This is a genomic window from Pseudomonas sp. DTU12.1, from assembly GCF_009873475.1.
Classification (GTDB): domain Bacteria; phylum Pseudomonadota; class Gammaproteobacteria; order Pseudomonadales; family Pseudomonadaceae; genus Aquipseudomonas; species Aquipseudomonas proteolytica.
The window spans coordinates 5,713,713-5,738,926 of record NZ_CP045254.1 but is presented as its reverse complement, the minus strand read 5'-3'; the positions used below and the strand labels follow the sequence as shown (position 1 = coordinate 5,738,926).

25 protein-coding genes are annotated in these 25,214 nt (G+C 63.1%); 19 read left to right on the top strand and 6 right to left on the bottom strand.

The window, feature by feature from the left end; genetic code table 11:
* Nucleotides 1-163: 163 nt before the first annotated feature.
* Complete coding sequence (locus GDV60_RS25530; protein ID WP_159909074.1) at nt 164-1,063, bottom strand: energy transducer TonB; 900 nt, start codon at nt 1,061-1,063, stop codon at nt 164-166.
* A 77-nt stretch (nt 1,064-1,140) separates the two neighbouring features.
* Nucleotides 1,141-2,094, bottom strand: coding sequence for a glutathione synthase (gene gshB / locus GDV60_RS25525; RefSeq protein WP_029300457.1), 954 nt, complete (start codon nt 2,092-2,094; stop codon nt 1,141-1,143).
* Nucleotides 2,095-2,333: 239 nt separating this feature from the next.
* On the opposite strand from gshB, the gene pilG reads away from it, so the two are divergent.
* The 6 genes from pilG to GDV60_RS25495 all read left to right on the top strand — a co-directional run bounded on the left by pilG (nt 2,334) and on the right by GDV60_RS25495 (nt 12,210).
* Nucleotides 2,334-2,741, top strand: coding sequence for a twitching motility response regulator PilG (gene pilG / locus GDV60_RS25520; protein WP_029300456.1), 408 nt, complete (start codon nt 2,334-2,336; stop codon nt 2,739-2,741).
* Nucleotides 2,742-2,785: 44 nt separating this feature from the next.
* Nucleotides 2,786-3,151 carry a twitching motility response regulator PilH gene (gene pilH / locus GDV60_RS25515; RefSeq protein WP_029300454.1) on the top strand — a complete coding sequence of 122 codons (366 nt, stop codon included), beginning with the start codon at nt 2,786-2,788 and terminating at the stop codon, nt 3,149-3,151.
* 12 nt (nt 3,152-3,163) lie between these two features.
* Entirely contained in the window at nt 3,164-3,700 is a 537-nt protein-coding gene (locus GDV60_RS25510; RefSeq protein WP_029300451.1) for a chemotaxis protein CheW, read from the top strand.
* Nucleotides 3,697-5,748, top strand: coding sequence for a methyl-accepting chemotaxis protein (locus tag GDV60_RS25505; RefSeq protein ID WP_029300448.1), 2,052 nt, complete (start codon nt 3,697-3,699; stop codon nt 5,746-5,748). Before GDV60_RS25510 ends, GDV60_RS25505 begins: the two co-directional genes overlap by 4 nt.
* A 158-nt stretch (nt 5,749-5,906) precedes the next feature.
* Complete coding sequence (locus GDV60_RS25500) at nt 5,907-11,762, top strand: Hpt domain-containing protein (RefSeq protein WP_159909072.1); 5,856 nt, start codon at nt 5,907-5,909, stop codon at nt 11,760-11,762.
* Nucleotides 11,755-12,210 carry a chemotaxis protein CheW gene (locus tag GDV60_RS25495; RefSeq protein WP_133715508.1) on the top strand — a complete coding sequence of 152 codons (456 nt, stop codon included), beginning with the start codon at nt 11,755-11,757 and terminating at the stop codon, nt 12,208-12,210. The genes GDV60_RS25500 and GDV60_RS25495 overlap by 8 nt, the downstream gene beginning before the upstream one ends.
* 62 nt (nt 12,211-12,272) lie before the next feature.
* Here GDV60_RS25495 and GDV60_RS25490 read toward each other — a convergent pair whose 3' ends face one another.
* Both GDV60_RS25490 and GDV60_RS25485 read right to left on the bottom strand, forming a co-directional pair.
* Nucleotides 12,273-12,560, bottom strand: coding sequence for a HigA family addiction module antitoxin (locus GDV60_RS25490; protein WP_029300442.1), 288 nt, complete (start codon nt 12,558-12,560; stop codon nt 12,273-12,275).
* A 14-nt stretch (nt 12,561-12,574) separates the two neighbouring features.
* The gene (locus GDV60_RS25485) at nt 12,575-12,790 is read right to left on the bottom strand and encodes a type II toxin-antitoxin system RelE/ParE family toxin (RefSeq protein ID WP_256588156.1); all 216 of its coding nucleotides are present in this window, start codon (nt 12,788-12,790) and stop codon (nt 12,575-12,577) included.
* 400 nt (nt 12,791-13,190) lie between these two features.
* On the opposite strand from GDV60_RS25485, the gene GDV60_RS25480 reads away from it, so the two are divergent.
* The 12 genes from GDV60_RS25480 to madM all read left to right on the top strand — a co-directional run bounded on the left by GDV60_RS25480 (nt 13,191) and on the right by madM (nt 22,350).
* Nucleotides 13,191-13,820, top strand: a complete 630-nt coding sequence (locus tag GDV60_RS25480; protein WP_159909070.1) for a transcriptional regulator — start codon at nt 13,191-13,193, stop codon at nt 13,818-13,820.
* Nucleotides 13,783-14,214 (top strand): hypothetical protein, encoded by a 432-nt coding sequence (locus tag GDV60_RS25475; protein ID WP_159909068.1) that lies wholly within the window; start codon nt 13,783-13,785, stop codon nt 14,212-14,214. Before GDV60_RS25480 ends, GDV60_RS25475 begins: the two co-directional genes overlap by 38 nt.
* A 57-nt stretch (nt 14,215-14,271) precedes the next feature.
* On the top strand, nt 14,272-14,988 hold the full coding sequence (locus GDV60_RS25470) for a hypothetical protein (protein WP_159909066.1): 717 nt from the start codon (nt 14,272-14,274) through the stop codon (nt 14,986-14,988).
* A gap of 202 nt (nt 14,989-15,190) precedes the next feature.
* Nucleotides 15,191-16,861: a malonate decarboxylase subunit alpha gene (gene mdcA / locus GDV60_RS25465; protein ID WP_029300435.1), complete on the top strand. Its 1,671-nt coding sequence runs from the start codon at nt 15,191-15,193 to the stop codon at nt 16,859-16,861.
* Entirely contained in the window at nt 16,862-17,719 is an 858-nt protein-coding gene (locus tag GDV60_RS25460) for a triphosphoribosyl-dephospho-CoA synthase (protein WP_159909064.1), read from the top strand.
* On the top strand, nt 17,719-18,018 hold the full coding sequence (locus tag GDV60_RS25455) for a malonate decarboxylase subunit delta (RefSeq protein WP_029300430.1): 300 nt from the start codon (nt 17,719-17,721) through the stop codon (nt 18,016-18,018). The genes GDV60_RS25460 and GDV60_RS25455 overlap by 1 nt, the downstream gene beginning before the upstream one ends.
* Nucleotides 18,011-18,853 (top strand): biotin-independent malonate decarboxylase subunit beta, encoded by an 843-nt coding sequence (locus tag GDV60_RS25450; RefSeq protein ID WP_070993967.1) that lies wholly within the window; start codon nt 18,011-18,013, stop codon nt 18,851-18,853. Before GDV60_RS25455 ends, GDV60_RS25450 begins: the two co-directional genes overlap by 8 nt.
* Nucleotides 18,850-19,629 carry a biotin-independent malonate decarboxylase subunit gamma gene (mdcE, locus tag GDV60_RS25445; protein ID WP_104911115.1) on the top strand — a complete coding sequence of 260 codons (780 nt, stop codon included), beginning with the start codon at nt 18,850-18,852 and terminating at the stop codon, nt 19,627-19,629. Before GDV60_RS25450 ends, mdcE begins: the two co-directional genes overlap by 4 nt.
* Entirely contained in the window at nt 19,623-20,219 is a 597-nt protein-coding gene (locus GDV60_RS25440) for a malonate decarboxylase holo-ACP synthase (protein ID WP_104911114.1), read from the top strand. Before mdcE ends, GDV60_RS25440 begins: the two co-directional genes overlap by 7 nt.
* The gene (gene mdcH, locus GDV60_RS25435) at nt 20,216-21,121 is read left to right on the top strand and encodes a malonate decarboxylase subunit epsilon (RefSeq protein ID WP_159909062.1); all 906 of its coding nucleotides are present in this window, start codon (nt 20,216-20,218) and stop codon (nt 21,119-21,121) included. Before GDV60_RS25440 ends, mdcH begins: the two co-directional genes overlap by 4 nt.
* A 66-nt stretch (nt 21,122-21,187) precedes the next feature.
* The gene (gene madL / locus GDV60_RS25430) at nt 21,188-21,580 is read left to right on the top strand and encodes a malonate transporter subunit MadL (RefSeq protein ID WP_029300421.1); all 393 of its coding nucleotides are present in this window, start codon (nt 21,188-21,190) and stop codon (nt 21,578-21,580) included.
* Between the two features lie 5 nt (nt 21,581-21,585).
* A complete protein-coding gene (gene madM / locus GDV60_RS25425) occupies nt 21,586-22,350 on the top strand; it encodes a malonate transporter subunit MadM (protein WP_029300419.1) in 765 nt (254 codons plus the stop codon).
* A gap of 40 nt (nt 22,351-22,390) precedes the next feature.
* Here the strand turns inward: madM and GDV60_RS25420 are convergent, their stop codons facing one another.
* Nucleotides 22,391-23,305 (bottom strand): LysR substrate-binding domain-containing protein, encoded by a 915-nt coding sequence (locus GDV60_RS25420; RefSeq protein ID WP_029300417.1) that lies wholly within the window; start codon nt 23,303-23,305, stop codon nt 22,391-22,393.
* A gap of 132 nt (nt 23,306-23,437) precedes the next feature.
* Between GDV60_RS25420 and GDV60_RS25415 the strand changes: the two genes are divergently transcribed.
* Nucleotides 23,438-24,055: a hemolysin III family protein gene (locus tag GDV60_RS25415; protein WP_029300416.1), complete on the top strand. Its 618-nt coding sequence runs from the start codon at nt 23,438-23,440 to the stop codon at nt 24,053-24,055.
* A 157-nt stretch (nt 24,056-24,212) separates the two neighbouring features.
* Here the strand turns inward: GDV60_RS25415 and GDV60_RS25410 are convergent, their stop codons facing one another.
* Entirely contained in the window at nt 24,213-25,115 is a 903-nt protein-coding gene (locus tag GDV60_RS25410) for a LysR family transcriptional regulator (protein ID WP_104911112.1), read from the bottom strand.
* Nucleotides 25,116-25,214: the final 99 nt, after the last annotated feature.

Below are 25,214 nucleotides of genomic sequence, written 5' to 3'. Positions count from 1 at the left end.
AACTGACAAGCTGGGGATGTGTAGGAAATCGGTTGGCGGGTTTGCTTGGGCTGTAGGAGCGAGCTTGCTCGCGAAGATCGTCAACGACAACGCGGGCAGTCAGAATGCACGCGGTGGCCTCAGGTTCTTCGCGAGCAAGCTCGCTCCTGCACCGCTGGGCTGATCAGTTGCTGGAAAGGCGGTCGCCCTTGGCAAAGCGCCAGGTGCGGATGATTTCCAGGCGGTCGATATCATTCAGATCGCCGGTAAACGGGGCGAACGGTGCGGCCAGGCGCACGATGCGTTGCGCCGCCTGGTCCAGCAAGGGCTGGCCGGACGACTCCAGCACCAGCACTTCATATAAGGAGCCGTCGCGGTTGATCGACACCAGCAGGCGCAGGTTGCCGTAGATCTGCTGGCGCCGGGCCTCGTCCGGGTAGTTCAGGTTGCCGATGCGCTCGACCTTCTTGCGCCATTCGTCCTTATACCAGGCGCCTTTGTCGCGCATGGTGGAGGCGGCGTTGAGCCGGTAGATGCGCGGGCGCTTGGCATACAGCTGTTGCTCGTTGGCCAGTTCGGCCTCCAGGCTGGAGATTTCGCTGGAAAGTTGCGAGCTGTCGAAAGTCGGTGCGGGTTTGCTTGGCGCAGGCTCAGTCTTCACGGCTTCGCGCTGGGTCGCGGCCTTCTGGGGTTTTGGCGCAATGGTGGCGACGGCGGCCTTGGGCGCGGCCTGCTTGACCTCGGGCTTGGCCACCGGAGGCGGCGTGACCTTATTGATCTTGTTGTCCTGGAAGGGCGCCACTTCGGTGGTCTTGGGCACTGCCTTTTTGTCCAGGGTGCCGCTGCCCTGCTGATTGTCCTGGGCCAGGAAGTCAGCCTTTTCGGGCTTCTTCTCACTTTTGAAGGTGGCGAGGGTGATTTCCAGGGTCTTGCTGATTTGCTGGGGTTCGACGAACGTGAAGCCCAGGCCGAGGATCAACGCCAAATGAATCAGCGCTGCCAGAAATAGGGTAAATCCGAGCCGATCAGCCGGGCGTACGCCGCTGTTGCTGAATTCGGGGGGCAGGTCGGACGGAAGCGTCATAACAGGAAAACCAACATCGCGCGTTTCACAGGTGGGGCATGATAGCGCAATGTTGGCTGACCTCCGGCTGTTCTATGTCACTTGGCTTGTAGCTTGTCGGCAATCGCTGCCATGAGCATTTCGCCGATGTTGGTGCCGAACGCGTTGTCTATTTCACGGATACAGGTCGGGCTGGTGACGTTGATTTCCGTGAGGTGCTCACCAATTACGTCAAGTCCTACGAACAGCAGGCCTTTCTCCCGCAGGGTCGGGCCAACCTGGGCGGCGATCCAGCGGTCCTTGTCGCTCAGCGGACGGGCCTCGCCACGCCCACCCGCCGCGAGGTTGCCACGGGTCTCGCCGGCCGCCGGGATACGTGCCAGGCAGTAATCCACTGGCTCGCCGTCGATCATCAGGATGCGCTTGTCGCCATCCTTGATCGCCGGCAGGTAGGCCTGGCCCATGATCTGCTGGGTGCCCAGGGCCGTCAGGGTCTCAAGGATCACCGACAGATTGGGGTCGCCTGCGCGGTGACGGAAGATCGAGGTGCCACCCATGCCGTCCAGCGGCTTGAGGATCACATCGCCGTGCTTGGCGGCAAATTCACGCAGCACGTCGGCGCGGCGGCTGACCACGGTGGGCGGCGTGCACTGCGGGAACAGCGTGGCGAACAACTTCTCGTTGCAGTCGCGCAGGCTCTGGGGCTTGTTGACGATCAGCACACCGGCACGCTCGGCCTGCTCCAGCAGGTAGGTGGAGTAGACGAACTCCATGTCGAACGGCGGATCCTTGCGCATCAGGATCACGTCCAGGTCGCTCAGGGGGCTGTCGATCTCGTCTTGCAGTTCAAACCACTTTTCAGGGTTGGCGAACACCTGCAGGGGACGCATCCGCGCCCGCGCTTCGCCGTCGCCCTGGTAAAGGTCGCGCTGTTCCATATAGAACAGGGTCCAGCCGCGGGCCTGGGCGGCCAGCAGCATGGCCAGCGAGCTATCCTTTTTATAGGAAATGCTGGCGATAGGGTCCATGACAATGCCGACGCGAACGCTCATGGGGGATTTCCTCTAGCAAATAAGGGCGCATAAAAGTGGCGTCAGAGTGGCGCTGCGGCTGTTGTGGGTCAAGGAAAAACCACCTTGCCGGTCGGCCGATAGATTGCCTCCCCAGTCTGTGCTAAAAAGGCTGCCATGGCGTGTCGGCCCTTGCACGGCAAGGGTTTTGGCGCTCGTCCCAGGCAGCACCCGGCAGTACACACCGAAAACCGATTCGCTGTGGCGATGGTAGAGCAGATATGGAACAGCATTCCAACGCCTTGAAAGTGATGGTGATCGACGATTCGAAAACGATTCGCCGCACCGCTGAAACGCTGTTGAAGAACGTAGGGTGCGAAGTCATCACGGCCATCGACGGTTTTGATGCCCTGGCCAGGATCGTTGACCATCACCCGCACATCATCTTTGTCGACATCATGATGCCGCGCCTGGATGGCTATCAGACCTGCGCCCTGGTCAAGAACAACCCGGCGTTCAAGGACATCCCGGTGATCATGCTGTCGTCCAGGGATGGCCTGTTCGACAAGGCCAAGGGGCGCATCGTCGGCGTCGATCAATTTTTGACCAAGCCTTTCAGCAAGGAAGAACTGCTGAGTGCGATCAAGGCCTACGTGCCGGGTTTCGCCGCAGTAGAACAAGCACATTGACCCAGCCCCCAGGGCTTGCGTCAACCAATGTAGTGGGGAAAACCATGGCACGCGTTCTGATCGTCGACGATTCGCCGACTGAAATGTACAAACTGACCGGCATGCTGGAAAAGCACGGGCACCAGGTCCTCAAGGCCGAAAATGGCGCCGACGGCGTGGCCCTGGCCCGCCAGGAAAAACCCGATGCGGTGTTGATGGACATCGTCATGCCCGGCCTCAATGGCTTCCAGGCCACGCGCCAGTTGTCCAAGGAGCCGGAAACCAACGGCATCCCGATCATCATCGTCACCACCAAAGACCAGGAAACCGACAAGATCTGGGGCGCACGCCAGGGCGCCAAGGCGTACCTGACCAAACCGGTGGAAGAAGACAAGCTGATCGAAGTCCTGAACTCGGTGCTCAAACCCTGACGGCACGCTCCCATGACCGAGTCGCAAACCGCCTTTGAGCTGCTGCTGGACATCGACCGCCGCTGCCGCCTGCTGGCCGCCGACCTGCCGTCCCAGGAAACCCGCTCGCACAGCTGGAGCGGCATCGGCTTTCGCCTGGGCGGGCATTGGTATGTAGCGCCCATGGGCGAAGTTGCCGAAGTGCTGCATGAGCCGCGTTGCACCCTGATGCCCGGGGTCAAGCCTTGGGTCCGGGGCGTGGCCAACCTGCGCGGGCGCTTGCTGCCGGTGATCAACCTGTGCGGGTTTTTCGGCTATGAGCTGTCGACCGCACGCAAGCAGCGCCGGGTGCTGGTGATTGAACACGAAGACACCTTTGTCGGCCTGTTGGTGGATGAAGTGGTCGGCCTGCAGCATTTTGCCCAGGACCTGTTGCGCCCGGTATCCGCCAGTGTGCCCGCCGCCAGCGCTGCATTTATCCAAGGCCAGTTCAGCGGCGAGCCGCTGTGGCAGGTCTTCAGCCCTTTCGCCCTGGCCCAGGCCCCGGGCTTTCTGGATGTTGCCGCATGAGCACCGCCACGCCCGTCAAACCGCAGGAAGCCTCCCGTAGCCGTTCGCAGATCATCGTGCTGTTTATTGCGCTGATCATCTTCATCATGCTGCTGTTCGCCAACTTCGCGTACCTCAACACCCAGTCCACCTATGACAAGCAGTACATCGGCCACGCCGGCGAGCTGCGGGTGCTGTCCCAGCGCATTGCCAAGAACGCCACCGAGGCTGCGGCCGGCAAGGCCGCTGCGTTCAGGCTGTTGAGCGAGGCGCGCAATGATTTTGCCCAGCGCTGGGGCTACCTGAAAAAAGGCGACCCGGCCACCGGCCTGCCTGCCGCGCCCAGCGCCGTGCGCAGCGAAATGCGCGCCGTGCAGCATGATTGGGAAGCCTTGCTGAAGAACACCGATGTGATCCTGGCCAGTGAGCAGACGGTGCTGTCCCTGCATCAAGTGGCGGCGACCCTGGCCGAAACCGTGCCGCAATTGCAGCTGGAGTCGGAAAAGGTAGTCGAGATCCTGCTGCAGCGCGGTGCACCTGCCAGCCAGGTGGCCGTGGCCCAGCGCCAATCGTTGTTGGCCGAGCGCATTTTGGGAGCAGTCAACACGGTGCTGGCCGGGGATGACACGGCGGTCAAGGCCGCCGACGCCTTTGGCCGTGATGCCAACCGCTTTGGCCAGGTCCTGGCCGGTATGCTCCAGGGCAGTGCTGGCCTGAAGATCAGCGAGGTGCAAGACCCGGACGCCCGTGCGCGCCTGGCGGAGATTGCCGAGCTGTTCGAGTTTGTCTCCGGCTCCGTGGATGAAATCCTCGAAACCTCGCCGCAACTGTTCCAGGTGCGCGCTTCGGCGAGCAATATCTTCAGCCTCTCGCAAACCCTGCTCGATGAGGCTTCGCACCTGGCCACCGGTTTTGAAAACCTGGCGGGCGGGCGCACCCTCGACACCATCGGTGGCTATGTCCTGGGCTTGCTGGCGCTGGCGTCAATCATCCTGATCGGCCTGGTGATGGTGCGCGAAACCAATCGCCAACTGCGCGAAACCGCCGAGAAAAACGAACGCAACCAGAACGCGATCATGCGCCTGCTGGACGAAATCGAAGACCTGGCCGACGGCGACCTTACCGTGACCGCCTCGGTGACCGAAGACTTCACCGGCACCATCGCCGATTCCATCAACTATTCGGTGGACCAGTTGCGCGACCTGGTGGCGACCATCAACCTCACCGCCGGTGAAGTGGCCGGCGCCGTGCAGGAAACCCAGGCCACCGCCATGCACCTGGCCCAGGCCTCGGAACACCAGGCCCAGCAGATCGCCGAAGCCTCGACGGCGATCAATCAGATGGCCCAATCCATCGACCAGGTATCGGCCAATGCCGCCGAGTCCTCGGCCGTGGCCGAACGTTCGGTGGAGATCGCCAACAAGGGCAACGAGGTGGTGCACAACACCATCCACGGCATGGACAACATTCGCGAACAGATCCAGGACACCGCCAAGCGCATCAAACGCCTGGGTGAGTCATCCCAGGAGATTGGCGATATCGTCAGCCTGATCGACGACATTGCCGAGCAGACCAACATCCTCGCCCTCAACGCCGCGATCCAGGCGAGCATGGCCGGCGATGCCGGGCGCGGCTTTGCAGTGGTGGCCGATGAAGTGCAACGCCTGGCCGAACGCTCGTCGGCGGCCACCCGGCAGATCGAGAACCTGGTGCGGGCGATCCAGACCGATACCAACGAAGCCGTGATCTCCATGGAGCAGACCACCACCGAAGTGGTGCGTGGCGCGCGGCTGGCCCAGGACGCCGGGGTGGCCCTGGAAGAAATCGAAGGGGTGTCCAAGACCCTGGCCGCGCTGATCCAGAGCATCTCCAACGCCGCGCAGCAGCAAACCTCGTCGGCGGGGCAGATCTCCTTGACCATGAACGTGATCCAGCAGATCACCAGCCAGACCTCATCGGGCTCCACGGCCACCGCCGAGAGCATCGGCAACCTGGCCAAAATGGCCAGCCAGTTGCGCCGTTCGGTGTCGGGCTTCACCTTGCCGCCCGTGCGCAAGACCAATGAATGACATGCCCACCCAAAACCACCGCAATCTAAATGTGGGAGCGGGCTTGCTCGCGAAAGCGCTGGGTCAGTCACCTAATGTGCCGACTGACCCAGCGCTTTCGCGAGCAAGCCCGCTCCCACATGGATTCTCACTTTTCACCCATTCAGACGGGAGTCGTTATGGTTGACCGGCACGACTACGTCGCCCTCGAATGGGTCAAGGGCGAGATCGCCGACACCCTGAAACAGGCCCGTGCGGCGCTGGACGCCTACACCGACGACTCCAGCGATGCGCCCCTCGCGCAGTGCCTTGCGGGCATTCACCAGGTCCACGGCGCCCTGCAGATGGTCGAGTTCTACGGCGCGGCACTGCTCGCCGAAGAAATGGAACACCTGGCCCTGGCCCTGCAAGCGGGGCATGTCAGCCAGCGCGAAGAAGGCATTCGCCTGCTGCAACAGGCCCTTGGGCAACTGCCGTTGTACCTGGACCGTGTGCACAGCGCGCGGCGCGACCTGCCGCTGGTGGTGTTGCCGCTGCTCAACGACCTGCGCAGCGTGCACGGTAAAAGCCTGCTCTCGGAAACCAGCCTGTTCAGCCCGCAACTGCTGGTGATCGCACCGTTGCCGGATGAAGCCCTGGCCCAACGTGCGCCGGCGGATTTTGCCGAGCAACTGCAGCAGTGGCGGCAAATGCTGCAACAAGGTTTGGCCGGGCTGCTGCGTGAGGATCATGGCCCCAGCAACCTGGAAGACATGGCGCGGGTCTTCGCCCAACTGGAAGCGCTATGCCACGGCGCGCCGTTGCTGGCGTTGTGGCAAGTCACCTCGGCATTGGCCGAAGGCATGCTCACCGGCGTTATCGCCAATAGCCCGGCGTTGCGCAGCCTGCTTAAAAGCTGTGACAAGGTGCTCAAGCGCCTGCAGATCCAGGGCATCGAAGGGATCAACACCCCGGCGCCGGATCAACTGCTCAAGAGCCTGCTGTTTTACATCGCCAAAGTCACCCGGCCGACGCCGCGCATGCAAAGCCTCAAGGAACGCTACGGCCTGGATGAAGCCTTGCCCGACAGCACCGTGGTCGATGCCGAGCGCGCGCGCCTGGCCGGCCCGGACCGCAACGCCATGGGCTCGGTGCTCGGCGCGCTGTGTGAAGAGTTGGTGCGGGTCAAGGAACGCCTGGACCTGTTTGTGCGCAGCGACCGCCAGCACATCTCTGCCCTGGACAGCCTGCTAGCGCCGTTGCGCCAGATCGCCGATACCCTGGCGGTATTGGGGTTTGGCCAGCCGCGCAAAGTGATCATCGACCAGTTGGCGGTGGTCCAGGGCCTGGCCCAGGGGCAGCGCGAACCCAATGATGCAGTGCTGATGGATGTGGCCGGAGCGTTGCTCTATGTCGAAGCGACTCTGGCCGGGATGGTGGGCACCGTCGAACCGCAAAACCGTGAAGACAGCCGCCTGCCCACCACCGACCTGACCCAGATCCACCAGTTGGTGATCAAGGAGTCATGCCAGTGCCTCAAGCAGGCGCGGGAGTTGGTCATCGATTGCCTGGAGGCGCAGTGGGATACGCAGCGCCTGGAATCCCTGCCGCAACTGCTGACCCAGGTGCGCGGTGCCCTGGCGATGATCCCGCTGCCGCGCGCGGCGGGCCTGGTGCGTGGCTTCAAGATTTACGTCGATGAACAGTGGATGGGCCATGACACGGCGCCGCCGGCGGCGCAGCTTGAACATTGCGCCGATGTGCTCACCAGCCTGGAACACTACCTGGAACGCATGCTGCAGGACCCGGATGCCCCGGGCGAGCGGGTGCTGGACATCGCCTTTGAAGGGCTCGCGGCCCTGGGTTACGCACCCGTGCCAGCGCAGCAAGCCTGGCGCCAGGAACGCTCGGCACCACACGATGAGTTGCCGGCCGATTCCCAGACACTGGCGCAGGCCCTGGCCAGCCCGACCCCACGTCTCAACCCGCCGGCCCTGCAGCGCCCGGGCAGCCTGTTGCCGCCGCCGGCCGACGAAGAGTCGGTGGACGATGAACTGCGCGAAGTGTTCCTCGAAGAAACCGCCGAAGTGCTGGAAGTGCTGCAGCGCCTGGTACCCCAAGGCGCCGCCAGCCTCGAAGACAAGACCGCCCTGAGCGACATGCGCCGCGCCTTCCATACCCTCAAGGGCAGCGGGCGCATGGTGCGTGCCCTGGTGTTGGCGGAACTGGCGTGGGCCGTGGAAAACCTGCTTAACCGCGTGCTGGAGCGGGTGGTCGCGCCGGGCGCCGAAGTCCAGGCCGTACTGGATGATGTATTGCTGCTGCTGCCGGCATTGATTGCCGAGTTCGCCGCCGATGCCCAGCGCCAGCGTGATGATGTCGACCTGCTTGCCGCACGCGCCCATGCCCTGGCCAGTGGCGCGCCGTTACCGCCTGCCGTGGAACCGGAGGACAGCACGCTCGACCCGCTGCTGCTGGAGATCTTCCGCAACGAAGCGTTGAGCCACCTGGACAGCCTCAATCGGTTTTTGCACCAGGCCACCGAACAGATGCCGCTGCACGTCAGCGATGAACTGCAACGTGCCTTGCATACCCTCAAGGGCAGCGCCTACATGGCGGGCGTCCTGCCCATCGCCGAGCTGGCGCGGCCGTTGGACCACCTGACCCGTGAGTACAAGGCCCATCGCCTGGCGTTGGACCTGGATGAAATCGACCTGCTGCTGGAGGGTGAAGCCCTGTTCCAGCGCGGCTTGCGCCAGTTGGACAGTGATCCCCTGGCACCCATCGACGGCGCGCAGTCGTTGATCGAGCGCACCCAGGCGCGTCTCGACAGCCAGCTTGAAGCCTTCCTCAACGCCCCGAGCGAGGGCCTGCGGGTCAAGCGCGACCCACAGTTGATCAGCAATTTCCTGGCCCAGGGCATGGACATCCTGCTGGACGCCGAAAGCCTGCTGCGGCGCTGGCAGCAACACCCCGGCGAGCGCCAGGAACTCAGCGCATTGCTGGACGAGTTGACCACCCTGGGCGAGGGCGCGCACCTGGCCGACCTGCACCCGATGGATGAGCTGTGCGAAGCGTTGCTCGACCTGTATGGGGCGGTGGAAGAGAGCAGCCTGGCAGTCAGCGAGCGGTTTTTCCATGAGGCCGAGCTGGCCCATGAAGCCCTGATCAACATGCTCGACCAACTGGCCGCCGGCCAGGAAGTCAGCCCGGCGCCGGCGCGTATGAAAGCCTTGCGCGAGCTGCTCGATGAAGGGCTCGACCCCAGCGCCACCGGCCTGATCAAAAGTGATGGCAGTCGCGCCCTGAGCATTGCCGAACTGGGCGCTGCCACCACACAGTTGCAACAGGACTGGGCGGTGGACGATGAGATCGTCGAGATCTTCCTTGAGGAAGCGGTCGATATCCTCGACAGCGCCGGGCAGTCCCTCAAGCGCTGGTTGCTGGACCCCGACGGCGTGGCACCGCTGTCGTCCCTGCAGCGCGACCTGCACACCCTGCGCGGCGGCGCGCGCATGGCCGAAATCGGCCCGGTGGGCGATCTGGCCCAGGAACTGGAAAGCCTTTACGAAGGCCTGGTGGACCGGCGCTACAGCTACTCCGCGCAAATGGCCCAAGTGTTGATGGACAGCCATGAACACCTGGCCTTGCAACTGGAGCAGTTGCAAGAGCAGCAACCCTTGAGTGATTCCAGCGCCCTGATAGGCCGCTTGCGCGAGGTACGCCAGAACGCCGCGCCGGTGGCCGTCCCCACGCCACCCGAGGCGCAGGGCGCCGGCAGCGATCCCGAACTGCTGGATATTTTTCTTGAAGAAGCGGCCGATATCCTCGACAGCTCCGGCGCGGCGCTGTTGCGTTGGCAGGCCGAGCCGCAGAACCGCCAGGAGGTCGAGACCTTGCTGCGCGACCTGCATACCCTCAAGGGCGGCGCGCGTATGGTCGAAATTGCGCCCATCGGCGACCTGGCCCACGAACTGGAATTTCTCTACGAAGGCCTTTCGGCGGGGCTGCTGGCGCCCACGGCCGAGCTGTTTGCATTGTTGCAAGGCTGCCACGACCGCCTGGCACAGATGGTCGAGGCGGTGGCAGCGGGGTTGCCGGTCGGCTCCGTAGAGCGTCTGATCGAGCGCATCAAGAGCCTGGTCCAGCCCACCGAAACCCAGGCTGCCCCGGTCGCGATGCCCGCCGGCAAACCCGAAGCGCCAGCGGCCAGCGAGCCGGGCGCGGACATGGTGAAAATATCCGCCGAGCTACTGGATGACCTGGTCAACCTCGCCGGTGAAACCTCGATTTTCCGTGGGCGTATCGAGCAGCAGGTCAACGACGCCCGCAGCGCCCTCACCGAGGTGCAAACCACCATCGAGCGCATGCGCGACCAACTGCGTCGCCTCGAAACCGAGACCCAGGGGCGGATCGTCAGCCGCCAGCACGCGGAAACCGAGCGCCTGGGCTACGAAGAATTCGACCCCCTGGAAATGGATCGCCATTCCCAGTTGCAACAGTTGTCCCGCGCGTTGTCCGAGTCGGCCTCGGACTTGCTGGACCTCAAGGAAACCCTCGACCAGCGTAACCAGGACGCGCAGAACCTGTTGCAGCAACAGGCGCGCATCAACACCGAGTTGCAAGAAGGCCTGATGCGCACGCGCATGGTGCCGTTCGAACGCATGCTGCCGCGCCTCAAACGCATCGTGCGGCAGGTGGCCGGTGAGCTGGGCAAGGATGTGGAATTCGTCGTCGGCAATGCCGAGGGCGAGATGGACCGCAACGTGCTGGAGCGCATGGCGGCGCCCCTGGAGCATATGCTGCGCAACGCCGTCGACCATGGCCTGGAGTCGCGGGATGCACGGCTGTTGGCGGGCAAGCCGGAGAAGGGCCGGATCACCCTGGACCTGAGCCACGAAGGCGGCGACATCATCTTCGATATGCGCGACGACGGCGCCGGCGTGCCACTGGATGCAGTGCGGCGCAAGGCGATCAAGCGCGGCCTGCTGGACCCGGAAATGGAGATCAGCGACCGCGACGTGTTGCAGTTCATCTTGCAGCCAGGGTTCTCCACCGCCGAAAAAATCACCCAGATTTCCGGGCGTGGCGTGGGCATGGACGTGGTGCACGAAGAAGTGCGCCAACTGGGCGGCAGCATGTTCATTGACTCTACGCCGGGCGTGGGCGTGCATTTCCGTATTCGCCTGCCGTTTACCGTGTCGGTCAACCGGGCGTTGATGGTGCAGTGTGCGGAGGACCAGTACGCGATTCCGCTGAACACCATCCAGGGCCTGGTGCGCGTATTGCCCAATGAGCTGGAGGGGCACTACCAACTGGATCCGCCGGTGTATGAGTACGCGGGCCAGCGCTACGAGCTGTATTACCTGGGCGAGTTGCTGCACACCGTGGCCCGGCCCAAGCTGCTGGGGCAAAACCAGCCGCTGCCGGTGCTGCTGATGCAATGCAACGAGCGGCACATTGCGGTGCAGGTGGACGACATGGCCGGCACCCGCGAAATCGTGGTCAAGGGCCTGGGCCCGCAGTTTGCGGCGGTGCAAGGGCTGTCCGGGGCGACCATTCTTGGCGATGGCCGGGTGGTGTTGATCATCGACCTGCTGGCGCATATCCGCGCCCTGGCCCCGGCCTTGCCGGCCCAGGCGGCGGACAGCGTGCTGGCGGTCAACGAGCCGCAGAAAAAGCAGCGCTTGCTGGTGCTGGTGGTGGACGACTCGGTGACCGTGCGCAAAGTCACCAGCCGCCTGCTGGAGCGCAATGGCATGAACGTGCTGACCGCCAAGGACGGCATCGACGCCATCGCCTTGCTCGAGGAACACACCCCGGACCTGATGTTGCTGGATATCGAAATGCCGCGCATGGATGGTTTTGAAGTGGCGATCCAGGTGCGCAACGACCCGCGGCTCAAGCGCCTGCCGATCATCATGATCACCTCCCGCACCGGCCAGAAACACCGCGACCGAGCCATGGCGATCGGCGTCAACGACTACCTCGGCAAGCCCTATCAAGAGTCGGTGTTGCTCGAAAGCATCGCCTACTGGAGCCCGAAACATGCTTGACCACCGCACCAGTCAACTCACCGGCTTGCTGCTGCCCCTGGCCGACCGCCACCTGTTGCTACCCAACGTCGCGGTGGCAGAGCTGATCGACTTCCAGCGCGGCGAACCGGCCAGCGACGCACCACCGTGGTACCTGCGACAAGTGACCTGGCGCGACCAGCACCTGCCGCTGATCAGCTTTGAAGCGGCCTGCGGTGGCACCAGTGTTGTCAGCGAGCGCGCGCGGATCGTCGTGCTCAACGCCCTGGGCGGGCGGCCCACATTGAAGTTCATTGCCCTGGTGATCCAGGGCATTCCCCGGTCCTACAAACTCGACAGCCAGTTGAGTTACGTGGACGTGCCTCTATCGCCCCTGGAACTGGCGGCGGTACAGGTCGGCGAGCATGTGGCGAAAGTGCCGGACCTGATGGGATTGGAAGCGCTGCTGGTCGAGGCTGGCCTGGCCTGAACACCCGTTCTCAGCTCCCACACAAGCCAGCTCCCACATTGGATTGTGCTTGGCGCCTAGCCCTACTCAATCTGCGCAAAACGCTCAATCACCGGTTGTTCACGGTGCTCCGCTTGCCAAAGATCATAGGTGCTTTGCATCGACAGCCATAACCGCGCTTTGCTGATGCCTGCCCGCTCCAGCCTCACGGCAAGGTCCGGGCTGACTGGCGCGTGACCATGCAGGATCCTGGAGAATGTTTCCCTGGCAAAGCCGAGCCGCCGGGCCATTTCGGTAATGGTGATACCCAGGCTGGGCATCACATCCTCAAGCAGGATTTCGCCGGGATGTGGTGGGTTGTGCATACCCATGTGCGTGCCCCTGTTCAGTGGTAGTCAAGGTAATCAACCAGTTCGACGTGATCATCCAGCATACGAAAAATGATGCGCCAGTTGCCGCTGATGCTGACGGAACAGTAGTCGAGCAGATCGCCTTTGAGACGATGAAAGCGCCATCCTGGGAGATTCAATTCGTTCGGGTGTCCTGCGCTATCCAGAATCAGCAGCACACGACGCAAGCGTTTCGCATGACCCGCGTTGATACCTTTGGTTGATCCTGTTTCATAAAAATGCTGGAGCCCTTGTGTTTCCAGCTGACGATCATGGATGGATTGTGATGTGATACATCACGCTCTGCAATGGCCTTGTATCGGGTTTCAGGGTCAGATTCATGATGTTCTGCTGGTGAGATGATTCAAATCCCAAAGGCTAGTGAGGCGACATCCGAGCAACAACCCTAAAAGGTTGTAGGAATGATTGATGGGGATGCAGTCTTCAGATTTTTCCCGCGAAATTTTCGCGCCATCCCACAAATGATTGAGCGGGGCCAACTGCTGATCGAGCACGCGCTGGAGCAGATATCGCCGGCGCCCGCTGCGTAAAACTTGATCAGTCCCAGAAAGGGACCTATCGTTCCCTTTTTGGGACTCTTTGGTCGTCGCCATGCAAACCCTGCCCCTCAGCACAGCCCTGTTTACCGTGACCCAGCAAAAAGTCCTGGGCCTGCTTTTTGGCAAACCTGACCAGAGCTTTTTCACCAATGAAATAGCCCGCTGGGCCCAAGTGGGCAAGGGCAGCCTGACCCGTGAGTTGGAGCGCCTGCAACGGGCGGGTGTCTTGAGCATGACCCGTCAGGGCAACCAGACCCACTACCAAGCCAACCCGCAATGCCCGATTTACGCTGAGTTGCTGAACATCGTGCGCAAGACCCTGAGCCTGGATGAACCTCTGCGCAACGCATTGGCGCCATTCGCCAAGCAGTTGAGCTGGGCCTTTATCTACGGCTCGATTGCCAAGGGGCAGGCGCACTCATCCAGTGACATAGATCTGATGCTGATCGGTGAAAGCCTCGACTACAGTGAAGTCATGGCGCAGCTCATGCCGCTGGAAGAACAATTGGGCCGCACCATCAACCCAACGCTCTACACCCCTGAGGACTGGATTGGCAAATGGACTGCCGGGAACAGTTTTGTGCAGCGGGTCGCGGAGCAAGACAAGATCAATCTCATTGGGGTGAACCCCGTGGAGTCCAAGGTTGGACAGCAAAACCAATCTGGAGAATCTGCTCCGTAGTGGTGGCTTGAAGGCCGAGCCGCCGGATTGCACGGAATGTGAAGGTTTGATGCGCTCGGGCAAGGATCGGTTAAGGGACGCGGGTACTGCGCAGCTATCCTTCTCGAGTCGCTTTGACCTGGCTTACAACGCCGCCCATGCCATCGCACTGACTGCCTTGCGCTTGCAAGGTTACCGCTCTGACAAGCGCTACCTGGTCTTCCAATGCCTGGCTCATACCACCGATACCACAAAGGTTCAGGTTCGACTGTTTGCGTTGTGTCATGAGCGGCGAAACCTGGCGGAATACGAAGGGTATATGGATGAGGATGAGGCGCTGCTAAAGCAACTTATCGACAGTACACAAGCGTTGTTGAGTGATGTGGATGCGCAGCTCAAATGCTTTCTCGGATAAAGCCCCACGCAAACCCGCCGATAACCCGAGGAGTATTTCGGTGGAAGCAATAACGCAATGTGGCTATTTGACGTATTTGTCCGGTTTTACAACTCCAGCCCGTTTAGTGGCGTCTTGCTGTTGTGGTTCCTGGTGTTGGTGCTTACTGCCAGCGTGACGATGAATTGCCCGACCCGGCGCGGAAAGCTCGCGGGCTTCGGGATCTCGTCGGTGGGCGCGGTGTTTATCTTGGGGTATCTGGAAACCCTGGTGCTCAGCGCCACAAACAAAGAATTCAAGGACGTTGTGATCAATCTGGTGGTCATGAGCCTGGGCGGCTTGGGCTCGGGCCTGCTGGCGGTGGCTATCTCGCGAAGGCCGAGCAAGGCCGACATTCAACAGACCCGCCATTTCATCCATGGCTGGGGCCTGAGGATCTTTGAATACCTGTTGGTGTTTATCCTCATGTGCTCACTCGCCTTGTCTGCGCTCTGCCTGCTCTTTTGGTTCTTCGGTTGGCCTGTGGTGACGGGGCATGCAGTGTCGGGTTTGTTGCTGGTGTTCCTGGTCGCGGCGATGGGTTGCGCGTTCATTTCCTACCTGCGTCGGTCAATGAAGTGGGAGCAGTGGGGCGTGGGCCTGTTGTTTGGGCTATTGCTGTTTCTGCTGCCGGTGTATGTGCAGGCGATTTGGGGGCTGGTGAGCTGGAGCCTGGCGGCGGTGCTGGGGTTTCATACCGTGGCAGGCATCGCCATGGGCTGGACCGTATGGCGCCAGCGTATGGAATGGTTGTAGGAGCGAGCTTGCTCGCGAAGGACGCATAGGCGCCGCGCGTTACCTGATAGCACTGCGTTATCGTTGACGTTTTTCGCGAGCAAGATCGCTCCTACAGGGGGGATCGTTACTCCAGCCGTAACGGTTCGCCGCCGAGCTTGATTGATACCCCCCCGATTCACTCCTATGGTGAGCCCCACGACAGCGAACCCGTGGAGCGATCATGACAACAACAATAACCCCCGACTCGCGCTGGACGCGGCGACGCGATGAGAAACAGCGGCGCCTGGCGCGGGTGGCATCCCTGGCCGATGGTGTGGTGTTACCCACCGAACGCATTGTCGAGGCCCTGCAAGCCCTGATCCTGCCCGGCGACCGTGTGGTGCTGGAAGGCAATAACCAGAAGCAGGCCGACTTTCTCTCGCGCTCCCTGGCCAAGGCCGACCCGGCTGTGCTCCACGACTTGCACATGATCATGCCCAGCGTCGGGCGCTCCGAGCACCTGGACCTGTTTGAAAAGGGCATCGCGCGCAAGCTCGACTTTTCCTTCGCCGGCACCCAATCCCTGCGCATCAGCCAGTTGCTCGAAGACGGCCTGCTGGAAGTCGGCGCGATCCACACCTACATCGAATTGTATGCACGGCTGGTTGTCGACCTGATCCCCAACGTGGTGCTGTCCGCCGGCTTCATGGCCGACCGCGCCGGCAATATCTACACCGGCCCCAGTACCGAAGACACCCCGGCGCTGATCGAACCGGCGGCCTTCAGCGATGGCATCGTCATCGTCCAGGTCAACCAGTTGGTGGACGACGTCAGCGACTTGCCCCGCGTAGACATCCCGGCCAGTTGGGTGGATTTCGTGGTGGTGGCCGACAAGCCCTTCTATATCGAACCGCTGTTCACCCGCGACCCCCGGCATATCAAGCCGGTGCATGTGTTGATGGCGATGATGGCGATCCGTGGCATCTACGAAAAACACAACGTGCAGTCGCTGAACCATGGCATTGGTTTCAACACCGCCGCCATTGAACTGATCCTGCCGACCTACGGCGAGTCCCTGGGCCTCAAAGGCAAGATCTGCCGCAACTGGACCCTCAACCCGCACCCGACGCTGATTCCCGCCATCGAAAGCGGCTGGGTCGAAAGCGTGCATTGCTTCGGTACCGAGTTGGGCATGGAACACTACATCGCCGCCCGCCCGGATGTGTTCTTCACCGGCCGCGACGGCTCATTGCGCTCCAACCGGATGTTCTGCCAATTGGCTGGCCAATACGCGGTGGACCTGTTTATCGGCGCCACCTTGCAGGTCGATGGCGACGGTCATTCCTCCACCGTGACCCGCGGCCGGCTGGCCGGGTTCGGTGGCGCGCCGAACATGGGCCACGACCCGCGCGGGCGCCGTCACGGCACCCCGGCCTGGCTCGATATGCGCCACGACGATGCCCCCGAAGCCCTGCTGGAACGCGGCAAAAAACTCGTCGTGCAAATGGTCGAGACCTTCCAGGAGGGCGGCAAACCGACCTTCGTCGAAACCCTGGATGCGGTGGAAGTGGCGCGCAAAAGCGGCATGCCCCTGGCGCCGATCATGATCTACGGCGACGACGTGACCCACCTGCTCACCGAAGAAGGCATCGCCTACCTGTACAAGGCGCGCTCCCTGGAAGAACGCCAGGCGATGATCGCGGCGGTGGCCGGGGTGACCGCCATCGGCCTGCGCCACAACCCCAAGGACACCGCGCGCATGCGCCGCGAGGGCCTGATCGCCTTGCCCGAAGACCTCGGCATCCGCCGCACCGACGCCACCCGCGAACTGCTGGCGGCCAAAAGCGTGGCCGACCTGGTGGACTGGTCCGGTGGCCTGTACAACCCGCCCGCCAAGTTCAGGAGCTGGTAAATGCACGCACTCAAACTGCACACATTGACACTGGCCGAGCAACTGGCGGACCTGGCGGTCGACGCGCTGATCGACGAAGCGGACCTGTCGCCCAAGCCGGCGTTGGTGGACCGGCGCGGCAACGGCGCCCACAACGATCTGCACCTGGGCCTGATGCATGCCTCGGCGCTGTCCCTGTGGCCGGCGTTCAAGGAAATGGCCGAGGCGGCGATTGAGGCAGGTGAAATCGGCCTGCCACTGCGCGAAGCCCTGGGCCGTATCGGGCGCGAGGGTGAGCAAGCGATGCTGATCACCACCCAAGGCGTGAACACCCATCGCGGCGCGATCTGGGCCCTCGGCCTGCTGGTGGCTGCCACCGCGCTGGATCCCACCTCCCGCAACGCCAGTGCCGTGAGCCTGCGCGCCGCGCGCCTGGCCTTGCTCAACGACCGCTATGCGCCGCAACCGTTGAGCCATGGCGTACAAGTCGCCCAACGCTACGGCGCACGCGGCGCCCGCGAAGAAGCGCAACTGGGCTTCCCCGCGGTACTGCAACGTGGCCTGCCGCAACTGCACGCAAGCCGCGCGCAACAACACGGCGAGCAGAACGCACGCCTCGATGCGCTGCTGGCGATCATGACCCAACTGGCCGATACCTGCGTGCTGTACCGCGCCGGCACCGATGGCCTGCAGACCATGCAACTGGGGGCCCAGGCCGTGCTGGACGCAGGCGGCAGTGCAAGCCTGGCCGGGCGGCGGCGCCTCAATGAATTGGACCAACAACTGCTGGCACTCAATGCCTCCCCCGGTGGCGCCGCCGACCTGTTGGCCGCCTGCCTGTTTATCGACCGCATCGAGTCTTGCGACGGAGCGTTTTGATGGAAACCCTATCCTTTGAATTCCCCGCCGGGCAGCCGCCCAAAGGCCGTGCGCTGGTGGGTTGCGTCGGTTCCGGCGACCTTGAAGTGCTGCTGGAACCGGGCACGGCGGGCACCTTGAGCATCCAGGTGCAAACCTCGGTCAACGGCGCCGAGCAACGCTGGCAACACCTGTTCCAGCGGCTTTTCCAGGAACAGACACCGCCGGCCTTGAACATTCAGATCCACGATTTTGGCGCCACCCCCGGCGTGGTGCGCTTGCGTCTGGAGCAAGGTTTCGAGGAGCTTGGCCATGACTGACTTACTCAACCGACACAGCTTCGTCGAGCTCGGCGCCCGTCAGCGGGCCAAGGCGTTGCTGGATGCCGGCAGCTATCGGGAACTGATCGACCCGTTCCAGCGCGTAATGTCGCCGTGGCTGAGCCGCCAGGGTGTGGTCCCGCAGGCCGACGATGGCGTGGTGATCGCCAAGGGCACCCTCGACGGCCTGCCGCTGGTGATCGCCGCTATCGAAGGCAATTTCCAGGGCGGCAGCCTCGGTGAAGTCGGCGGGGCAAAAATCGCCGGGGCCCTGGAACTGGCCGCCGAGGACAACCGCAACGGCGTCCCCACCCGCGCTGTGCTGCTATTGGAAACCGGCGGTGTGCGCTTGCAGGAGGCCAACCTCGGGCTGGCGGCGATTGCCGATATCCACGCCGCAATTGTCGACCTGCGCCAGTACCAGCCAGTGATCGGCGTGGTGGCCGGCAGTGTTGGCTGCTTTGGCGGCATGTCGATTGCCGCTGGCCTGTGCAGTTACCTGCTGGTAACCCGCGAAGCCCGCTTGGGCTTGAACGGCCCGCAAGTGATCGAACAGGAAGCCGGCCTTGAAGAATACGACTCCCGTGACCGGCCCTTCATCTGGAGCCTGACCGGCGGCGAGCAGCGCTTCAACAGTGGCCTGGCCGACCGCTATGTGGCGGACGACGTGGCGCAGATCCGCCAACAGATCAGTGAACTGTTGCAGCAAGGTTTACCGGCCTCGCAACGCAGCCGCCAGGCCGACTATTACCTGGCGCGTCTGGCTGCGCTGGACGCCGCACCGCAGATCGAGCCGGCCACGGTTCGTGACCTGTATCAGGGAGAACGCCCATGAGAGGCTTGCAGTGGTTCAACGCATTGAGCGCCGGTGCGGCGCCGGTAGCAGGTCTGCCGGCTTCGTTGAAAGTGGCGGATGGCGTGCTTGGCGAGCAAGCCGTACGGTTTATCGCGGTGGTGCCGGATGCCGCCAACCGCTTCCCAAGGGCGCGCCAGGGTGAGGTGGGTTTGCTGGAAGGCTGGGGTTTGGCCAAGGCGGTGGATGAAGCCATCGCCAGCGGCGATCAACGCCCGATCATTGCCATCGTCGACGTACCGAGCCAGGCCTACGGCCGCCGCGAAGAAGCGTTGGGGATTCATCAAGCCCTGGCGGCAGCGGCGGACAGTTATGCCCGTGCGCGCCTGGCCGGGCACCCGGTGATCGGGTTGCTGGTGGGCAAGGCCATGTCCGGGGCGTTTCTTGCCCATGGCTACCAAGCCAATCGCCTGATTGCCCTGCGCGACCCTGGGGTGATGGTGCACGCCATGGGCAAGGCGTCGGCGGCGCGGGTCACCTTGCGCAGTGTCGAAGAACTGGAGGCCCTGGCCGCCAGCGTGCCGCCCATGGCCTACGACATCGACAGTTATGCCAGCCTCGGTCTGCTCTGGGAAACCCTCACGGTCAACCAGATCGAACACCCCACGGCCGATGACCTGGCGCGGGTCAGCGATTGCCTGCAGCAGGCGATCAAGGACGTACAGAGCAGCGGCGTGCGGGATTTGCGCGGGCGCCTGGGCGCCGTCAACCGTGCGGCGTCCAGCCGTGTACGCGAGCTGCTGCGGGAGCAATGGTGAACGCTCACGACTTGCTCTGGGGCATGACCCCGGCGCATCTGCCGGCTGACGCACCGGCCTGGGCACTGGCGGTGATCGGTGCCGGGCAGCCGGTGGTGGTGCGCCGGGCGCTGGCCGAACCGGGCTATGTGGCGGTGGGTGTGCGCGGGCGTCTGCGTGAGCAGCGCTTTGGCGCCGTGATGCCGCTTGCAGCCGTGCAGCGGCGGGTGGTGCCCGAGGCGCTGTGCGAAGTGATTTCGCCCCGCGATCTGCCGGCGCTGCGGGCACTCGCGCAACTGCGGCCAGTGCTGGCGAAGGCGGTCTGGGGCATTACGGGCAGCGCGGGTTTCGAGTTGGCCACCGGCATTGAAGCGCTGCATGCCCAGAGCGATCTGGATTTGTTGTTGCGCACTTTCGAGCCTCTTGATCGCGGCGATGCCAAGGATCTGCTGGCGCTGCTGGACACCGCGCCGTGTGCCGTGGATCTGCAACTGCAAACCCCGTATGGCGCGGTGGCCTTGCGCGAATGGGCCGGTCCTTCACAGCGGGTGCTACTGAAAAGCGCCAGCGGCGCGCACCTGGTCAGCGACCCTTGGCAGGCGGTGGTATGAGCAGCCTTTTGGTGTTCCCAGGGCAAGGCGCCCAGCGCCCGGGCATGCTCCAGCAGTTGCCCGCCAGCGTCCTCGACGAAGCCAGCGAGGCCTTGGCGCAAGATGTGCGCCAGCTCGATTCGGCACAGGCCCTGGCCAGTACCCGCGCCGTGCAACTGTGCTTGCTGATTGCAGGCGTGGCCCACGCTCGTCAGTTGCAGCACACGCCGGACTACGTGGCGGGCCTGTCCATCGGCGCTTACCCGGCGGCGGTGATCGCCGGCGCCCTGGGGTTTGCCGATGCGCTGCGCCTGGTCAGCCTGCGCGGTGAGCTGATGCAGCGCGCTTATCCACAGGGCTACGGCATGACCGCGCTGATCGGCCTGGAGTTATCCACCGTCGAAAATGTGCTGGCCGAAGTCCATGGCCCCGATTCACCGGTGTACCTGGCCAATATCAATGCCGACAACCAGTGCGTGATTGCCGGCAGCGACGCAGCCATGCAACGGGTCGCGGATCGCGTCAAAGGCCAGGGCGTGGCCAAGCGCCTGGCCGTCAGCGTGCCGTCCCATTGCGCGCTGCTGGACACGCCTGCGCAAACACTGGCCGAGGCGTTCGCCAAGGTCGCGCTCAAGGCGCCGGCCATCAGCTACCTGAGCAGCACCCGGGCGCGGCCGATTCGTGATCCCGCGCAACTGCGCGACGACCTGGCCTTCAACATGTGCCGCATCGTCGATTGGCGCGGCACCGTGCAAAGCGCCTATGAGCGTGGTGTGCGCCTGCAGATCGAACTGCCACCGGGCGCGGTGCTTACCGGCCTGGCGCGGCGGGTGTTTGAACAGGGCACCGTGATCGCCTTCGAAGGTGCCCGCCTGGACACCTTGCAGGCCCTGTTGGAGCAGGAGGGCCGCCATCACCGATAAAGCATGACCTTGGCTTTCGAAGCACAAAAACAACAATTTCGATCAAGCATCAAGAGGACTACCAGCATGATTATTTACGGTGTGGCGTTTCTGGCCTTGTGTACCCTGGCGGGCCTGTTTGTCGGCGAGCTGCTGGGCCAATGGATGGGCATCCCGGCCAACGTCGGCGGGGTAGGCATCGCGATGTTGCTGCTGATCGGCCTGGGCAGTTACCTGGGCAAGCGTGGCCTGTTTACCGGCAAGTCGGAGCAGGGTGTGAGCTTCTGGGCGGCGGTGTACATCCCGATTGTGGTGGCCATGGCGGCCCAGCAAAACGTCTATGGCGCTATCAGTGGCGGCCCCATGGCGATTCTCGCCGGCACCTGCGCGGTAGTGGTGGCATTTGCCCTGGTGCCGGTGCTGGTACGCCTCGGCAACCGTGAGCCGGATGCCGTCATCCCTACCAAGACGGCAGGGTGAGCGCCATGTACGAATCCTTGATGAAAGTCATCACCGGCTACGGCCTGATCAGTGGTTTTGCGGTGATCGGCCTGACCATGTGGGTGTCCTACTGGATCAGCGACACCTTCACCAAAGGCCGCTTGCATGGGTCGGCCATCGCGATCCTGCTGGGGCTGGTGCTGTCCTATGTGGGCGGTGCGTTTACCGGCGGGGCCAAGGGCGTGGTGGATATCCCGCTGCTGTCGGGCATCGGCCTGCTGGGCGGGGCGATGCTGCGCGACTTTGCCATTGTGGCGACCGCGTTTGGGGTGAGCGTCGATGAGCTCAAGCGTGCCGGATACGTGGGGGTGCTTGCACTGTTTGTGGGCGTCGGCTCGTCATTTGTCGCAGGCGTTGGGGTGGCCATGGCGTTTGGCTACACCGATGCGGTGAGCCTGACCACCATCGGCGCCGGGGCGGTGACCTATATCGTCGGGCCCGTGACCGGGGCGGCGATTGGCGCCAGTTCCGAGGTGATGGCGCTGTCCATTGCGGCGGGGTTGATCAAGGCCATTTTGGTGATGGTGATGACCCCGTTCGTGGCGCCGCTGATTGGCCTGAACAGCCCGCGCAGTGCGGTGATCTTCGGCGGCCTGATGGGCACCTCCAGCGGCGTGGCCGGCGGGTTGGCGGCGACCGATCCGAAGCTGGTGCCCTATGGCTGCCTGACGGCGGCGTTTTATACGGCGCTGGGGTGTCTGTTGGGGCCTTCGTTGTTGTTTTTGCTGATGCGGGGGTTGGTGGGCTGATTCGCTAATCTCGATTGAATGTTCGGGCCTCATCGCGGTTTCAATCCTGCCGATTGGCATACATCCGACACTCTGCCAACAACGCCAGCAAATTCGGGTCGCGCTCCTTGGCCTTCAAGAACACCACGCCAATGTGCTGCTGTAGCCGGTAGCGCGCCTGCAATGGAATCAGCTTGACGCGGTTCTCATACACCGCCGCAATCCTTCCCGGCAGCAATGCATATCCCACCCCCGAGCTGACCATGCTCAGCAGGGTGAAGATGTCGTTGACCTGCATCGCCACCTTCGGCTCGAACCCCGCCTGCTTGAATACCCGTGCGCCGTCCTGGTGGGTGGCGAAGCCCTGGGTCAGGGTGATGAAGGTGGCGTCGCGCACCTGGGCCAGGTCGATTTCCTGTTCGCGGTCCAGGGGCGAGTCGGCGGGGGTAGCGAGGAAGATGTCATCGGAAAACAGCTGGATCTGCGCGCAGTCCGGCTCCATCACCTGGTCGTCGAGGGAGATCAGGATCGCGTCGACTTCCATGTTCTTGAGCTTGTACATCAGGTCGACGTTGGAGCCCAGGATCAGGTCGATATTGAGCTCGCTGCGGCGGATTTTCAGGCCCATGATCAGTTGCGGCACGGTCTTGACCGTCAGCGAATACAGGGCGCCAAGCTTGAAACGTTCGGCGGAAAAGCCAGCGGCTTCGCGGGTCAGGCGCACGCTGTCGACCACGTCCTGCACCAGTTTTTGCGCGCGCTCTTCGAGCACGTAGGCGCTTTCCAGTGGGGTGAGGTTGCGCCCTTCGTGCTTGAACAGCGGGCAGCGCAGGGCATTCTCCAGGGAGTGGATAGCCCGGTGCACGCTGACATTGCTGGTCTGCAACTCGGCGGCGGCGCGGGCCAGGTTGCCGGTGCGCATGAAGGCCAGGAAGATTTCCAGCTTCTTGAGGGTGAACTCTTCGTCGATCAGCATGGCGATGGCTCTTATTCGAATGCGCTCGATTGTGCCCTTAAAGCGCCGCAACCGTCATAACGGTCTTGCACTCTGGCCCGTCAGGCCTGAGCCTTACGGGGTCGATGCAGCAGTTTTGGAGGTTGGCGACACATGTATCACGGAGAACGATTCAACGCCTGGAGTCATTTGCTCGGCGCCGTGGCGGCCTTTATCGGCGCGGTGTGGATGCTGGTGGTGGCGAGTATGGACGGCAGCCCGTGGAAAATCGTCAGTGTGGCGATCTACGGCTTTACCCTGCTGGTGCTGTACAGCGCCTCGACGGTGTATCACAGCGTGCGCGGGCGCAAAAAAGAAATCATGCAGAAGGTCGATCACTTCTCGATCTACCTGCTGATCGCCGGCAGCTACACCCCGTTTTGCCTGGTGACGCTGAACGGGCCGTGGGGCTGGACGTTGTTCGGGATTGTCTGGGGCCTGGCGGTGATCGGAATCCTGCAGGAGATCAAGCCGCGCTCCGAGGCGCGTATTTTGTCGATTGTGATCTATGCGGTGATGGGTTGGATTGTGTTGGTGGCGGTCAAGCCATTGATTGGCGCGTTGGGTATGGACGGGTTTATCTGGCTGGCGTCGGGCGGGGTGTTGTACACGGTGGGGATTATCTTCTTCGCCCTGGAACACCGGCTGCGGCACTCCCATGGGATCTGGCATCTGTTCGTGATCGGCGGCAGCCTGCTGCACTTTGTGGCGATCATGGGCTACGTGCTCTGACAGACCACATGGCGCTGGTTTTGTGTGGGAGCCGGCTTGCCTGCGATAGCATCACTGGGGTGTGACTGATGGACCGAGGTGTCTGCATCGCAGGCAAGCCAGCTCCCACACAAGCCAGCTCCCACACAAGCCAGCTCCTACAGGGTTCTGCGGTGTTTTAGAGGCGGTCTAGCTGCTCCTGGGCACGGCTGCCAAAGATCTCCAGCAGGCTCGCCAACATATGCGGCGGCGGTTCATCCGCGCGGGTCAGGGCGTACAGGGTGATGGGCAGCGGCGGGGCCAGGGGGCGGATGCAGGTGCTGTCGGTGGATGCGCCCAGGGCGGTGAAGGGGTCGATCACCGCCAGGCCGGCGCCGGACTCCACCATGGCCCGGGCCAGGGAATAGGTCTGCACCGAGATCTGCACCTTGGGCGGCGGCTCGACCGCTTCAAGGTAGCTGTCGAGCCGCGCCGACAGCGGGTCGGCACTGGACAGGCCAATCAACGGCGCGCCTGCCAGGGCCATCAACGGCAAAGGTTTGCCCAGCTCCGTCGCAGGCCAGAAGCCCCGAGGCGCCAGGGCCACCAGTACGCCGTGGGCTAACGCCTGGGCCTTGAGCCCGGGATGGTCCGGGGACTTGAGCGTCAGCGCCACATCCATCTCGCGCATCAACAGGTTCTGCACCAGCTCACGGCTGTGGGCGCTGGACAGTTCGCAGGCAATGTCCGGATAGCGCTGGGTCCACTCGCCAATTGCCGGCGGCAACAATGACAAGGCCAGGGCCGGCGTGGCGCCGATGCGCAGGCTTTGGCCGGGCGCGCGCCGCAGGTTCTGGGCCAGGCGCCGCACGCCTTGCAGGCTTTCGCTGACCTTATCGACTTCACGCTCCAGGGCCAGGGCTTCCGGAGTGGGCTGCAGCTTGCCGCGTATGCGCAGGAACAGCGGGAAGCCCAGTTGCAGTTCGGCGTGTTGCAACACTTTGGTCACCGCCGGTTGCGAGACGTGCAGCAACTGCGCGGCGGCGCTGACGGAGCCGGTCTGGCGGATGGCCTGGAAAATTTCGATATGACGCAAGCGCATGACGAGTCCATAACCTTTGTTTATAGGTGGCCCATCTTTATTCATTGTCCGGCGCCTGTCACCTGCCCCTAACCTTGGACGCTCATTACAACGCTCGGG

Coding starts and splice junctions, on each gene's coding strand:
- GDV60_RS25530 (WP_159909074.1), bottom strand. CDS start 1,063: ATGACGCTTCCGTCCGACCTGCCCCCCGAATTCAGCAACAGCGGCGTA.
- gshB (WP_029300457.1), bottom strand. CDS start 2,094: ATGAGCGTTCGCGTCGGCATTGTCATGGACCCTATCGCCAGCATTTCC.
- pilG (WP_029300456.1), top strand. CDS start 2,334: ATGGAACAGCATTCCAACGCCTTGAAAGTGATGGTGATCGACGATTCG.
- pilH (WP_029300454.1), top strand. CDS start 2,786: ATGGCACGCGTTCTGATCGTCGACGATTCGCCGACTGAAATGTACAAA.
- GDV60_RS25510 (WP_029300451.1), top strand. CDS start 3,164: ATGACCGAGTCGCAAACCGCCTTTGAGCTGCTGCTGGACATCGACCGC.
- GDV60_RS25505 (WP_029300448.1), top strand. CDS start 3,697: ATGAGCACCGCCACGCCCGTCAAACCGCAGGAAGCCTCCCGTAGCCGT.
- GDV60_RS25500 (WP_159909072.1), top strand. CDS start 5,907: ATGGTTGACCGGCACGACTACGTCGCCCTCGAATGGGTCAAGGGCGAG.
- GDV60_RS25495 (WP_133715508.1), top strand. CDS start 11,755: ATGCTTGACCACCGCACCAGTCAACTCACCGGCTTGCTGCTGCCCCTG.
- GDV60_RS25490 (WP_029300442.1), bottom strand. CDS start 12,560: ATGGGTATGCACAACCCACCACATCCCGGCGAAATCCTGCTTGAGGAT.
- GDV60_RS25480 (WP_159909070.1), top strand. CDS start 13,191: ATGCAAACCCTGCCCCTCAGCACAGCCCTGTTTACCGTGACCCAGCAA.
- GDV60_RS25470 (WP_159909066.1), top strand. CDS start 14,272: ATGTGGCTATTTGACGTATTTGTCCGGTTTTACAACTCCAGCCCGTTT.
- mdcA (WP_029300435.1), top strand. CDS start 15,191: ATGACAACAACAATAACCCCCGACTCGCGCTGGACGCGGCGACGCGAT.
- GDV60_RS25460 (WP_159909064.1), top strand. CDS start 16,862: ATGCACGCACTCAAACTGCACACATTGACACTGGCCGAGCAACTGGCG.
- GDV60_RS25455 (WP_029300430.1), top strand. CDS start 17,719: ATGGAAACCCTATCCTTTGAATTCCCCGCCGGGCAGCCGCCCAAAGGC.
- GDV60_RS25450 (WP_070993967.1), top strand. CDS start 18,011: ATGACTGACTTACTCAACCGACACAGCTTCGTCGAGCTCGGCGCCCGT.
- mdcE (WP_104911115.1), top strand. CDS start 18,850: ATGAGAGGCTTGCAGTGGTTCAACGCATTGAGCGCCGGTGCGGCGCCG.
- GDV60_RS25440 (WP_104911114.1), top strand. CDS start 19,623: ATGGTGAACGCTCACGACTTGCTCTGGGGCATGACCCCGGCGCATCTG.
- mdcH (WP_159909062.1), top strand. CDS start 20,216: ATGAGCAGCCTTTTGGTGTTCCCAGGGCAAGGCGCCCAGCGCCCGGGC.
- madL (WP_029300421.1), top strand. CDS start 21,188: ATGATTATTTACGGTGTGGCGTTTCTGGCCTTGTGTACCCTGGCGGGC.
- madM (WP_029300419.1), top strand. CDS start 21,586: ATGTACGAATCCTTGATGAAAGTCATCACCGGCTACGGCCTGATCAGT.
- GDV60_RS25420 (WP_029300417.1), bottom strand. CDS start 23,305: ATGCTGATCGACGAAGAGTTCACCCTCAAGAAGCTGGAAATCTTCCTG.
- GDV60_RS25415 (WP_029300416.1), top strand. CDS start 23,438: ATGTATCACGGAGAACGATTCAACGCCTGGAGTCATTTGCTCGGCGCC.
- GDV60_RS25410 (WP_104911112.1), bottom strand. CDS start 25,115: ATGCGCTTGCGTCATATCGAAATTTTCCAGGCCATCCGCCAGACCGGC.